We start from the raw sequence: 12495 nt of genomic DNA on the forward strand, positions 1-12495 counted from the left end.
CGCCCGCCGTCCGTTTCCTCTCGTGTGGAGTTGTAGTGCGTGTGCTGCGGCTGACCCCGTTCTTCCACCACGACCAGGTCGAGAGCTGGCCCGCCGAGTACGACGCCGTCGGCGGGATGCAGGTGCAGATCCTGCGGCTGTCGCGCGAGCTGGCGGCCCGCGGCGTCGAACAGCAGGTGCTGACCGTCGGTTTCCCCGGCCTGCCCAAGCGGCGCCGGGACCGGCCGGGGCTGGTGGTGCGCGTGACCCGCGCGCCCCTGCCCCGGATCCGGTCGCAGCTCACCGGCCTCGTCGGCCTCAACCAGGCGTGGCTGGCCGGTGCGCTGGCCGCCTGCTTACGGCTGCGCCGGCGCTGGCGCCCCGACCTGATCCATGTGCACGCCGACGGGCAGCTGTGGGCGCTGCTGGCCGGACCGCTGGCGGCGCGCGTCATGGGCGTGCCGTACTGCCTGACGCTGCACTGCTCACGGCTGTCGGTGTACGAGCCGATGTCCCGGGTCGACCAGCTCCAGCACAGGCTGGTCCGCGTCGTCGAACGCTACGCGGTGCGGCACGCGGCCCGGGTCTCGGCCCTGACCTCCCGTACCGCCGGTGTCGTCGCGCGGGCCCTGGCGATGGACCCCGCGCGCATCGACATCATCCCCGACTCCGTCGGCGACCTGGCGCCCCGGCCCGCCGCGGAGGTGGCCCGACTGCGGTACTCGCTGGAGATCCCGGACGGGTCCGCCATGATCGGTTACGTGGGGCGGGTGGCGCACGAGAAGGGCTGGCGGGACTTCGTCGCCCTGGCCCGCCGCCGGCAGACCCTGCCCGGGGCCGCGCCCGCCGTGTTCCTGGTGGTCGGTGACGGACCGCAGCGCGAGCGGATGGGCAAGGCCGTCGCCGACGCGGGGCTGACCGACCAGTTCCGCTTCACCGGGTTCCTGCCGCACGCCGACATCCCGGCAGTGATGACAGCCCTGGACGTGCTGGTCATGCCGTCCGCCCACGAGGAACTGGGCGGCAGCGCCATCGAGGCCATGATGTGCGGCACGCCCGTTGCCGGCTACGCGGTGGGCGGACTGCGGGAGACCGTGGGCACGGTCACCCCCGAACTCCTGGTGCCGCGCGGGGACGTGGCCGCGCTCACCGAAGCCGTATGCGGCGCCGTCGACGATCCCGACGGTCCCCGCGGACGCGTGACCGGCGCCCGTGAGCGGCTGCGCGCCGCCTACGGCAGCGGGTCGGCCACTGACCGGGCGCTGGAGCACTACGCCCACGCACTGCGCGCCGCGGGAAGCGCGCGATGAGCGCCCCGCCCGCCCGCACCGGGTCGCTGTGGCGCTGCGCCCGCTATCTCCGGCCGCACCGCTGGCTCATGGCCGGGGCCTGCGCCGCCGCCCTCGGCTCGATGCTCGCCGGACTGTCCATGCCGCTGGTCCTCCAGCGGCTGGTGGACGGCCCCGTCGCCCACAAGGACATGGCGGCACTGCCGTGGACCGTCGCCGGCTTCACGCTGCTGGGCATCGTGGAGGCCGTACTGCTGGGCGCCCGCCGGCTGCTGGTCGTACGGCCGTCGACACGCCTGGAGACGACGCTGCGCGCGGACCTGTTCCGCCACGTCCAGCGGCTGCCCTCCTCGTTCCACACCCGCTGGAGTTCGGGGCAGCTACTGTCCCGGACGGTCTCCGACATCGCCGAGCTGGGCCGCTTCTTCGCGTTCTCCGCGGTGTACCTGCTGGTCAACACGGCGGCGCTGCTGGCGGGGCTGGCCGTGCTGGCCTACCTGTCGCCCTTCCTCGCGCTGATCGTGCTGGTCACGTATCTGCCGATGGTGGTCGCCACCATCGTCTTCGAGAAGCGCTTTCACGTGGCGGCCCGCTCCGCCCAGGACCAGAGCGGTGACCTCACCACCACCGTGGAGGAGTCGGTCCTGGGCATCCGCGTGCTGAAGGCGTTCGGCCGTGGTCCGGAGACCGTACGCCGCTTCACCGCGCAGGCCCGCGCGCTGCGCGGCACCGAGCTGCGCAAGATCTCGCTGACCGCCGCGCTGTGGTGGCTGATCACCGCCCTGCCCGAGCTGGGCATCGTGGCCCTGATGGGATGCGGCGGCTACGGCACCGCCACCGGCAGCCTGACCCTGGGCACCCTGATGGCGGCGATCACCGTGGCCACCTACATGCGCTGGCCGGCCGACACCCTGGGCTGGCTGATCGCCGACGCCAGCACCGCGGCGTCCGCCGCCGACCGGTACTGGCAGCTGCGGGACGCCCCGCTCGCCGTACGCGAACCGGCCGCCCCCCGCCCGCTGCCCGATCCGGTACGCGGCGAACTGCGCGTCGAGGACGTGCACTACCGGCTGCCGGGCGCGTCCGACGCCGTACTGCGCGGCATCGACCTCACGGTGCGCCCCGGCACCACCCTCGCCCTCGTCGGCGCGACCGGCTCCGGCAAGTCCACCCTCGTTTCGCTGCTGTCCCGCCTGGACGAGCCCACCCACGGCCGGATCACCCTGGACAGCACCGATCTGCGCGACCTCTCCCTGGACGCGCTGCGCTCGGTGGTGACCTGCGCGTTCGACGACCCGGTGCTGTTCTCGGGGACCGTACGGGACAACGTCGCCCTCGGCCTGCCCCCCGAGGAGCACGACGACGCCCGGATCTGGGAGGCGCTGCGCCTGGCCTACGCCGCCGACTTCGTCGCGGCCCTGCCCGAGCAACTCTCCACTCGGGTCGGCGAGGAGGGGGTGGGGCTGTCCGGCGGGCAGCGGCAGCGGCTGGCCCTCGCCCGCGCCGTGCTGCCCCGCCCCGCCGTCCTCGTCCTGGACAACGCGCTGTCCGCCCTCGACGTACACACCGAGCGGGAGGTGGAGGCCGCGCTGCGCACCGTGATGGCCGAGGTCACCACCGTCGTGGTCGCCCACCGTCCGGCCACCTTGCGCGCGGCGGACCAGGTCGCGCTCCTCGCCGACGGCCGGGTGGCCGCCACCGGCACCCACGACGAACTGATGGCCACCAACCAGCACTACCGCCACCTGCTGCGCTCCCCGGTCAACGACCTGGTGCCGGACGGGCCGCCGGGCCCGCCGCACCGGGACCCCGCACGGAAGGTACGAGCCTGATGCCCGAGGACCGGCAGCGAAACGACACGGCCGCACCCGGAAGCACGGCCGTCTCCGGACCCACGGCCGCCCCCGGGCCAGACGTGGACCGCGCGGCGGACGAGGCCGACGGCAGGCCGGACGACCGGCAGCTGCGCACCCGGCGCAACCAGCTGCTGCGCGCCCTGCTCGGGCCCGAGCGGCGCCGGTTGACCCGCGCCGTCGCCCTGGCACTGCTGGAGAACGTCTGCGCGCTGGTCACCCCGCTGCTGATCGCCGCCGCCATCGACCGGGGCGTACCCGCGGCGGCGGACGGCCGCTGGGGGCCGCTGACCGCCTACGCGGCCCTGGCGCTGACCGCCGGCACGGCGACCGCCACCCTGAAGTACGGCTTCCTGCGCTACTCCGGGAACATCGCCCAGACCCTGCTGTTCCGGCTGCGCTGCCGCACCTTCGCGCATGCCGTGCGGCTGCCGCTGTCCTACCACGAGTCCGCGCCCTCTGGCAGCGTCGTCGCCCGGCTCTCCAGCGATGTGGAGTCGGTCGAGGAAGTGCTGGAGATGGGCCTGGACGGCCTGTTCTCCGCTCTGTTCTCGATGGTCGGGACCGTGGCCGTGATGCTCTGGCTCGACCTGCCGATGGCCGCCGTCGTCCTCGCGCTGTTCCTTCCGCTGTACCTGCTCACCCGCTGGTTCCGGGACCGCTCGCGCCGCGCCTACCGGCGCACCCGGGGCGCCACCGAGCGGATCGTGCAGCACACCGGCGAGACGTACAACGGCATCCGCGCCGTGCAGGCGTTCCGCAAGGAGGGCGAGAACAGCGCGCGCCTGCGGGAGGTGGACACCGGCTACGCCACGGCGCGCGCCGCCTCCGGGCGGGTCAGCGCCTTCTTCAGCGGCGGCGTCAAGCTGATCGGCAACCTCTCGCTGGCCCTGCTGCTGGCCCTCGGCGCGATCCGCATCGCGTCCGGCCAGCTGGAGGCGGGCGCGCTGACCGCGTTCCTGCTCTACGTGCACCGGCTGTACGACCCGATCGGCGAACTCGCCTCGTTCGCCAACGCCTTCTCCGCGGCGTCGGCCGGCCTGGAACGGATCGGCGTCCTCTTCCACACGCCCGACACACTGCCCGAACCCGCCCGGCCCCAGCCGCTGCCGGCCGTGCCCGCGCCCGGCCGCGTCCGCTTCGAGAAGGTGCGCTTCCGCTACACCGCCGCCTCCCCGCACGTCCTGGACGGGCTGGACCTGGACCTCGAACCCGGACGGACCGTCGCCCTGGTCGGTACGACCGGCGCGGGCAAGTCGACGCTGGCCAAGCTGCTGGCGCGGCTGTACGACCCGACGGACGGTCGGATCACCCTGGACGGCGCCGACCTGCGCGAGGTGGCCGACGCGGAACTGCGCTCCGGCGTCTGCATGGTCACCCAGGAACCCTTCCTCTTCTCGGGTTCCGTGGCGGACAACATCGCCCTGGGCCGGCCGGACGCCACCCGCGCGGAGATCGTCGCGGCGGCCGAGGCGGTCGGCGCGCACGACTTCATCAGCGGCCTCGCCGAGGGGTACGACACCGACGTCCGCAAGCGCGGCGCGGGACTGTCGGCCGGGCAGCGCCAACTCGTCGCGCTGGCCCGGGTGATGCTGGCCGCGCCCCGCGTGCTCATCCTCGACGAGGCCACCTCCAGCATGGACGCCCCCACCGAGCGGGCCGTGCACGTGGCCCTGCACCGGGTGCTCACCGGCCGCACCGCGCTGATCATCGCCCACAGCCTGACCACGGCCGCCATCGCCGACCGGGTGGTGGTCCTGGAGAACGGCGCGGTCGTGGAGGACGGTCCGCCCGCCGGACTGGCCACGGGCGACGGCCCCTTCGCGCATCTGTACCGCGGCTGGCTGTCCGCCACCGGCGGGCGCCCCCACCACCCCGCGCACCACTGAACGAAAGGCACAACACGCCATGGAGCACTTACGGGGACCCTCGCCACTGACGAATCCCGGCGCCCGCCACCCGCACCTCCTGGGACCCGCGCACCGCGACGGCTTCGGCGACGAGGCCGAGGACCGCGTGTGGGACGTCTGCGTCATCGGAAGCGGGGCGAGCGGCGCCGTCGCCGCGGACCGGCTGGTCCGGCAGGGACTCGACGTCCTGATGGTCGAGGAGGGCTTCCGGCTCGCCGAGCACGTGGACCTCGACGAGGCCGAGACCCTGTGCCGGCAGGCGGTCGCGCGCGACGACGAGGGCCGCTGGACCGACGGCGGCTGGCCGTGGACCACGTCCAACCTCGGCGGTGGCACGGTCTTCTACGGCGGTGCCTCGTTCCGCTACCAGCCCTTCGACTTCGACCCGGGCGAACTCATCGACACCGGTACGACCGAGGTGCGCTGGCCGTACACCCTCGCGGAGCTGGCGCCGTACTACGAAGTGCTGGAGCGGCGGCTGGGAGTGTGCGGTGGCCCGCCGGCCGAGGGCACCGGCGGCACGCGGCACAGCCGCGGCCCAGCCCACGAACCGTCCGCCGCCGCACGGGTGTTGTACGCGGCGGGAGAGTCCCTGGGCTACCGGCCCTTCCCCACGCCGCTGGCCATCAACCGCGACCCGTACCAGGGCCGCGCCGGATGCGACCGGGTCTCGCTGTGCGTCAGCCATGCGTGCCCCACCGGCGCCAAGGGCGACGTCGTCGCGGTCTTCCTGGCTCCGCTGGCCGCCCACCCCAACTTCACGCTGCGCACCGGCGTCCGCGCCGTACGCCTGGAGCAGGACCGCACCGGGGAGGTCTCCGCGCTGCGCTGCCTGGACCGCCTCAGCGGACAGGCGCGCGAGGTACGGGCCCGCGCCTTCGTCCTGGCGTGCAACGCGATCCAGACGGCGGCCCTGCTGCTGCGCTCACGCACGCAGTATTCGCCCTCCGGCGTCGGCAACCACTCCGGCATGGTGGGGCGGGGCCTGTGCGTCAAGCTGAGCGAGTACGTCAGCGGGGTCGTGGAGGCCGCGCCGGAACTCCTGGCGGACCCGGACGTGCACAAAGGCCCGTTCTCCACCGTGGCGTTCCTGGACCACTACCTGGACGCGGACTGCCCCACCGGCGTGGGCGGCCTGATCTACGAGTCCAAGCGCGACCGGGCGCCCAAGCTCGTCCGCGACGCGCTGGAGCTGCGCATCGAGACGATCCTGTCCGACCACCCCAGCCTGGACAACCGGGTCGGACTCTCCCGTTACGTGGACGAGGACGGCCTGCCCGCCCTTGTCATCGACTACCGCACCGACCCGCGCGACCTGGACCGGCTGCGCTACATGACCGGACGCTGCGCGCGGCTGCTGCGCGCCGCCGGGGCGGACGGCATCCGCCACAAGGCCACCGGATTCGCGCAGGGCAGCTCCCACCTGCACGGCACCTGCCGGGCCGGTGACGATCCGGCCCGTTCGGTGGTGGACGGCTGGGGCCGGGTGCACTCGGCGGACAACGTCTACATCGTCGACGGCAGCTTCATGCCGTACCCCGGCGGCCTCAACCCCACCCTGACCATCCAGGCCCACGCCCTGCGCACCAGCAAGGCCGTCGCGTCCCAGCTGGCGGCCCCGCACGCCGCCCATGTGTGAACCGTACGAGAGGACACCCCAACCATGACCACCGTGCAATGGCCGCCGCGTACCAAGCGTGTCCGCGCCTACCGGAACATCGTCATCGACGGCGCCTGCAACCTGCGCTGCACCTACTGCGAGGTCAAGGCGATCAAGGTCGACCAGCCGGCCACCAACGCCTCGCTGGACCGGATCTTCGCCAAGTACGAGCAGGACAACGTGCTGTTCCGGGTGGAGTCCAACGGTGAGATCTGCCTCTACCCGAAGATCCTGGACCACCTCCAGAAGCGCGCCGCCGAAGGCTGGCACATCGAGGTGCTGAGCAACGGCACCCGGTTGCCGCGCTGCCTGGAGGGCCGGGAGAACCTGATGTGGGTCTTCTCCGTCGACGGCCACACCGCTCGGATGAACGAGAAGCGGGGCCTGAGTCAGGAGCAGGTGGACCGCATCATTGACACCGCCGTGGAGCTGGACGCCGAACTCCAGGCGGTGTACCACGACCAGACGATCGACGAGGTCAACGCGTTCATCGACCTGCTGGCCGCGCGCGACTACAAGGGCCTGCTGCACTTCATGCCGCTGCTCGCCTTCAAGGGACAACCGCTACAGGTCAACCTGCGCTACGAGGACCTGCACCCGGCGGAATTCCTCGCCCCGCCGGAGTACTTCAGGCGCTGGAACCACATCCACGAGACGGGCAAGCGCGACGCGGTCTGCGACCAGATCACCAACGGCTACAACTACTCGGTCTCCGACGACCGCATCCAGATGGTCAAGTGCGACTGCTACTCGGTGCCCAAGCACCTCTACCACGACTTCGGTGAGATCCGGGAGTTCGACAACTGGCCGTGCGGCACCTGCATCGCCAACCAGGAGTTCAACAACTCCCGGCCCCGGATGCAGGTTCCCGAGGGCCGCATCCCGCTGCCCCTCGTATGACCGGCACCGCGGACACGCCCGCAACCCAGCGGTTCCTGCTCGTACGGCACGCCCAGGCCCAGGTCAACGTCCTGGCGGACGACGACCTCATGGACGGCTACGACACCGACGCGGACCTGACGCCGCTCGGGCGGGAACAGGCGCGGGCGCTGGCCGGGCACCTGGCCCGGGACCGCGCGTCCTGGCCGGGCCCGGCCGGTCCTCAGGGCTGCCGGCTCTACACCAGTCCGCTGCGGCGGGCCGTGCGCACGGCCGAGGCGCTGGCCGGGGCGTTGGGACTGACGGCGGTCCGTGACGCCCGGCTGGCGGAGGTACGGGCGCCGCACAGGTTCCCGCGCCCCCTGGCGGTACGGGAGTGGGACGCCTTGCTGGAGGAGCGGCTGCGCCACCCGGAGCGGGAGTTCGCCGGTGTGGAGAGCTGGGCGGCGCAGCGCGCCCGCGCCCGGGAGTTCCTGCGCGAGTGCCCGGCCGGCTCCGCGGCGACGGGCTTCGTGCTCGTCTCGCACGCCGAGACGATCCAGGCGCTGCTGATGGAGCTGCTGAACCTGGGCGACGGGGTGCTGCGCTCGGCCCGCTTCAAGGTCAGCAACACCGGCGTCTTCATCGTGGACCGAATACTGGACGAAACGGAGGAACCATGCAGTTCCCTGGTCGTGGCCAATTCGAAGAGCCATCTGGCGCGCACGGCGTGACGGGCGCGCCGTCGGCCGGCGCGGCCGGGGACCGCGTCCGGCTGCTGGTGGTCAAGTGCCTCAGCGACGAGACCGGCGAGGACCCCGACACGATCGTGGCCCGCGGCTACCTCAACGTGGGCGACCGCGACTACGCCAACATCGTCAACCGGCTGGAGTCGTACTTCGACTGCTCGCTGGACCTGCTGGCGGGCGGCAACCGGCGGCTGGTCGTGGACGACCTCTGCGACCGGCTCGGCCGGCTGCCCGCGGAGGCGCTTCATGTCTGAGCCGATGGCCACCCCGCTGGACGCGCCGCTGGACCCGCCCGGCCCGCGTCGCGCCCTGTTCGAAATCTATGACGAGGGATTCACCTGCGACACCTGGGGCGGGGTGGAAACCGCCCTGTGGCACCTGGTCGAGGGAGTGCGGAAGCTCGGCGTGGAGGCGGAGTTCTACCCCTCCGCGCAGGGCGCCGACCTCGACGCGCTGGCCGGACGGGTGGTCCGCGAACGGGTGGACGCCGTCTTCCCCCTCGTGGAGAGCCCGCTGTTCGCCGGGGGAGAGGGCGCAGCGGCAGGGGAGGGGCCGGACGTCCCGGAGTTGCGGCGGCGCGTGGTGCGGATCTGGCACGACTTGAGCCGCCTGTCGCCCGACCTGTCCACCCCGGCACCGTGCCCGATGCACGCGCCCGGTGCGACGGTCCCGTCCGGCGGGGGCTGCACGGCGGCCGACGCGTTCCCCGACGGCCCGACGCGGGAGGTGTTCCTGCGTGACCTGCCCTGGACCCGCTGCTTCGGCTCCCGTACGTACATCCCGTGGGCCGTCGACCACCTGCCGCCGGAGGACCTGCGCGACCCCTTCGGCCCGGTGGTGCTCCAGCTCGGCAAGACCTCCGTGGACCAGGCGCGGGTGTGCCTGGAACGGCTGACCGGCGCCGGGGTGCCGGTACGCGTGATCTTCGCGACCTGGTCGAAGGAGGGGCGGGCCGCGCGCGAACTCGTCGCGCCGTACGCGGCGTCCGGCGCGGTCGAGGTGGTGGACTCCTACGACATCCGCACCGAGTGGAAGCGGGTGTACGCGGGGGCTCGGCTGTTCGTGCTGCCCTCCGTCTTCCACGAGACCTTCAACTTCGCGGCGGCGGAAGCGCTTCAGCTCGGCCTGCCGGTCGCCACGCTCGACGACTGCGGGGCCCTGGCCGGCTTTGCCTCGCTCCGGGCGGCAACGGTGGCCGAACTGATGGACGCGGTCGTCGCCCGGGGCGGGTCGGTCCGTCCGGCGCAGCGCCCGTGGACCGGCTGGCGCGAGGTCGCCTACCGGTACGCGTCGCTGATCGCCGCACCGCGCCGCGCACCGGCGATGGGGGTGTAGAGCCGTGCCCGACCTGATCGAGGAACTGCGCCGGAACACGACCCTGTGGGTCTCGCCCCACCCCGACGACGTGGCCTACTCCTGCGGCGGTGTGCTGGCCGCGTGCGCGGGTTCCGCGCCGGGGCTGCTGCTGACCGTCTTCACCCGTTCCGCGTGGGCGCTGCCCAAGCGGCTGCGGGCGGCCGGCCCCGGCGTGATCAGCGCCCGCCGCGCGGAGGAGGAGCGGCGCTACTGCCGGGCCCGGAGCCTGGCACGCTACGTGCCGCTCGGCTTCGACGACGCGAGCCTGCGCGGCTACGACGACGACACGGAGCTGACGGCGGACCCGGCCGCCGACCCGCTGCGCGACCGGGTCGCCGAGGCCGTGGCACGGGCGGTGGCCGAACTGCGCCCCACCCTGGTGCTCGCCCCGGCGGCTGTGGGCGGGCACGTGGACCACCGGCTGGTGCATGAGGCCGTACGGGGGTCGGCCGACGACGGCGTACGGCGGCTGTACTACGAGGACCTGCCCTATGCCGCGCACCATCCGCGTACCGCCACGGAGAAGGCGCTGGGGGAGGAGGGTCTGTCTTTGTACGCCGGCACGGACATCGCGCACGTCCTGCAGGACAAGGTGCGCGGCATGTACGTCTACGGCAGCCAGACCGACGACGAGTGCGTCCGCGAGGTGACCGGATACGCCCGCGAGGCGGCCGGCCCCGGGGACGGCACCCACATGGAGCGGGTGTGGGCGCCGTCGCCGTCCACGGCCGGATGAACCGCCGCCTGCCCCGCGCGACGGCCCGGTCAGCGCAGCCCGCTCACGTACCGGGCCAGTTCGCCGAGGTCGCCCGCGATCCTGCGGGCGGTGTCCGGCGTGGGCGCGGGGCAGCGCCGCAGCCAGCTCTTGACGTTCCACCACAGGGCGTCGCCCGCCAGGTCCAGGGCGGCGTCGAAGGCACGGTCGTCGGCGACGGCCGTCCGCAGCGTGGCCAGGTCCGTTGCGTCCAGGCGGTTCTCGACGACGAAGGAAGAGAGCTCCGCCTCCAGGGCGCCGGCTCCGCCCCAGATCCAGTCGAGCCCGAACCGGCGGACGACGGGCGGCCCGTCCGGCGCCGGGGGAGCACCGACCTGCCAGTGCCAGCCCTGGTGCGAGTACGGCAGCGAGGTACGGAAGATTCGGGCGCGGGTGCCGCCGAGGGGCGCGCGGCGCGGCAGATGGCGGTCGAGCCAGCCGCCGTCCACTGGGAGCGGGCACGCCAGCCGGCCCCGCAGCCGCTCCAGGGCGGCGGCCAGCCGTTCGCGCGGCGCGTAGGTGACGGCGGGGTCCACCGGTCCCAGCCCGCCGAGGCCGTCCAGCGCCCGCCAGTAGCGGACCACGGCTTCGAGAACCTGGCGACGGTGCGGGGCGGACATCCGCGGCAGCTCGGGCCCCAGCGGGCGCAGGCCCTCCTCGTGCCCGGTCACCAGATAGCCGTCGAGGTAATGGCGGACGGGCGGCAGAAAGGCCCCCAGCGCTTCGACGGCTTCGGCGCCCTGCGCGCCGTGCGGGCCGGTGCCGATGAAGCGGAAGTGGTAGGCGCGGGGGCGGGTGCCCGGCGCGGCAGGCCCGTCCGCGACCAGGGAGAAGGGAGCGTTGCGGGGGCTGATGCGGACGACTCCGGTCGCCGAGGGGGCGGGTACGGCGCCCGGGGTGGCCGCCTGCGCATCGGCTCCGTCGGCCTTGGTGGTCGCCCGCGTATCGGCGGCGTCCGCCTTGGTGCTGGTCCGCGTACCGGCCCCGTCCGCCTCGGTGTCCGTGGCGCATCGCCCGTACGCCTCGTGGAACGGGCCGTGGAACGGCGTCACCCGGTAGACGGTGGCGCCGGCGGGCACCGCGCCGCCGGCCCGGGCGCGGGCCGTCAACCGCTCCGCGTCGGCGGGCAGTTGCCACAGCCGCCCGCCGTCGGCACGTACGGCGGAGGCCCGGGTCAGCGCTCGTATGCCGGTCCCGTCCACGGCGTACGTACGGCCGGGCGAGGCGAACACGACGTCGCGCGCCTCGGGGTAGCACCGGGCCAGCGCGTCGCGGACCGCCCGCGCGGTGTCGCCGGTGTCCGGCTGGTCGTCGACGGCGACGACGACCGTGCCCGGCGGCAGGGCGGCGGGCAGCCGGCCGGTCTCGGCCGGGGCGAGGGTGATCCGGCCCGCCGTGCGCAGCGGGCGCAGCGTGGTCCAGGCGGTGGCCGTGCGCCCGGCGTCCGCCACGGCCGCCGCCCACAGCGGCGCGAGGTAGGAGCCGCCGGTACGCACGCCCACCACGAACACCGGGGCGCGTTCCCCGGTGGCCGCCAGCCACGCAGCGGCCTGTCCGTGGACCAGGCCGATGTCGGCGAGGTCGTACGCGTAGCACTCCGGCGTCTTCCAGTCGGTGGCGTGCCGCAACAGCGTCTCGGCCGCCGCGTCACCGCGCGCCGCGCCGGCCTGCCACAGTCCGGCGGTGTACGCGGCGGTCCGCGCCATGGCGCGTTCCAGGAACTCCGGGCCGGGCACCGGCGCCGCGGGCCGCTTCCCGGGCTCGGCGGCGAGGGCCCGCGCGAGGTCCGCACACGCCCGTCGGACCTCGTCCAGCAGGACGTGCGCGGACGCGGGCGCGGTGGGGCACGCGGCGGTGTCGGCGAGAAGCTGCTCGATGGAGCAGGCGCACGCGTACCGGGCCTCGGCGCCGCCGTCCCGGACCGCCGCCACGGCGGCGCGGCGCAGCGGGGGAGGCCCGGACGGCGTCCCGGCGGTCGGCGGCGTTCCCGCACCGTCCGGCCGTCCCCCGCGTGCTTCCGGCGTTTTCCTGGAAATCACCTCTGCCGTCCGTACGTTCGCCGTTTCCATATATTTCCTCCCGCCGTC

Annotated in this window: 10 protein-coding genes; 9 read left to right on the forward strand and 1 reads right to left on the reverse strand. The window is 73.9% G+C overall.

Annotation, left to right across the window (positions count from 1 at the left end; all coding sequences use genetic code 11):
- Nucleotides 1-35: 35 nt before the first annotated feature.
- Genes AB0G84_RS06650 through AB0G84_RS06690 form a run of 9 tightly spaced genes read left to right on the forward strand, consistent with a single transcriptional unit; the run spans nt 36 to nt 10390 of the window.
- Nucleotides 36-1289: a glycosyltransferase family 4 protein gene (locus tag AB0G84_RS06650; protein ID WP_361316364.1), complete on the forward strand. Its 1254-nt coding sequence runs from the start codon at nt 36-38 to the stop codon at nt 1287-1289.
- Entirely contained in the window at nt 1286-3100 is a 1815-nt protein-coding gene (locus AB0G84_RS06655; RefSeq protein WP_361316367.1) for an ABC transporter ATP-binding protein, read from the forward strand. Before AB0G84_RS06650 ends, AB0G84_RS06655 begins: the two co-directional genes overlap by 4 nt.
- A complete protein-coding gene (locus AB0G84_RS06660; protein WP_361316369.1) occupies nt 3100-5010 on the forward strand; it encodes an ABC transporter ATP-binding protein in 1911 nt (636 codons plus the stop codon). The genes AB0G84_RS06655 and AB0G84_RS06660 overlap by 1 nt, the downstream gene beginning before the upstream one ends.
- 19 nt (nt 5011-5029) lie before the next feature.
- Nucleotides 5030-6670, forward strand: coding sequence for a GMC family oxidoreductase (locus AB0G84_RS06665; protein ID WP_361316372.1), 1641 nt, complete (start codon nt 5030-5032; stop codon nt 6668-6670).
- A gap of 24 nt (nt 6671-6694) precedes the next feature.
- On the forward strand, nt 6695-7591 hold the full coding sequence (locus AB0G84_RS06670; protein ID WP_361316375.1) for a radical SAM protein: 897 nt from the start codon (nt 6695-6697) through the stop codon (nt 7589-7591).
- Nucleotides 7588-8283, forward strand: coding sequence for a histidine phosphatase family protein (locus AB0G84_RS06675; RefSeq protein ID WP_361316377.1), 696 nt, complete (start codon nt 7588-7590; stop codon nt 8281-8283). Before AB0G84_RS06670 ends, AB0G84_RS06675 begins: the two co-directional genes overlap by 4 nt.
- Nucleotides 8280-8552, forward strand: a complete 273-nt coding sequence (locus AB0G84_RS06680) for a DUF6137 domain-containing protein (protein ID WP_361316380.1) — start codon at nt 8280-8282, stop codon at nt 8550-8552. Before AB0G84_RS06675 ends, AB0G84_RS06680 begins: the two co-directional genes overlap by 4 nt.
- Nucleotides 8545-9633, forward strand: coding sequence for a hypothetical protein (locus AB0G84_RS06685; protein WP_361316383.1), 1089 nt, complete (start codon nt 8545-8547; stop codon nt 9631-9633). Before AB0G84_RS06680 ends, AB0G84_RS06685 begins: the two co-directional genes overlap by 8 nt.
- Before the next feature lie 4 nt (nt 9634-9637).
- Complete coding sequence (locus AB0G84_RS06690; RefSeq protein WP_361316385.1) at nt 9638-10390, forward strand: PIG-L family deacetylase; 753 nt, start codon at nt 9638-9640, stop codon at nt 10388-10390.
- A gap of 29 nt (nt 10391-10419) precedes the next feature.
- Here the strand turns inward: AB0G84_RS06690 and AB0G84_RS06695 are convergent, their stop codons facing one another.
- Complete coding sequence (locus AB0G84_RS06695; RefSeq protein ID WP_361316387.1) at nt 10420-12477, reverse strand: hypothetical protein; 2058 nt, start codon at nt 12475-12477, stop codon at nt 10420-10422.
- Nucleotides 12478-12495: the final 18 nt, after the last annotated feature.

This window comes from Streptomyces sp. NPDC020742, assembly GCF_040641675.1.
Taxonomy (GTDB): Bacteria; Actinomycetota; Actinomycetes; order Streptomycetales; family Streptomycetaceae; genus Streptomyces.

What these genes read in the sequence shown, in the direction of transcription:
- AB0G84_RS06665 (WP_361316372.1), top strand. Translation starts at nt 5,030, where the DNA reads ATGGAGCACTTACGGGGACCCTCGCCACTGACGAATCCCGGCGCCCGC.
- AB0G84_RS06685 (WP_361316383.1), top strand. Translation starts at nt 8,545, where the DNA reads ATGTCTGAGCCGATGGCCACCCCGCTGGACGCGCCGCTGGACCCGCCC.
- AB0G84_RS06660 (WP_361316369.1), top strand. Translation starts at nt 3,100, where the DNA reads ATGCCCGAGGACCGGCAGCGAAACGACACGGCCGCACCCGGAAGCACG.
- AB0G84_RS06655 (WP_361316367.1), top strand. Translation starts at nt 1,286, where the DNA reads ATGAGCGCCCCGCCCGCCCGCACCGGGTCGCTGTGGCGCTGCGCCCGC.
- AB0G84_RS06675 (WP_361316377.1), top strand. Translation starts at nt 7,588, where the DNA reads ATGACCGGCACCGCGGACACGCCCGCAACCCAGCGGTTCCTGCTCGTA.
- AB0G84_RS06670 (WP_361316375.1), top strand. Translation starts at nt 6,695, where the DNA reads ATGACCACCGTGCAATGGCCGCCGCGTACCAAGCGTGTCCGCGCCTAC.
- AB0G84_RS06695 (WP_361316387.1), bottom strand. Translation starts at nt 12,477, where the DNA reads ATGGAAACGGCGAACGTACGGACGGCAGAGGTGATTTCCAGGAAAACG.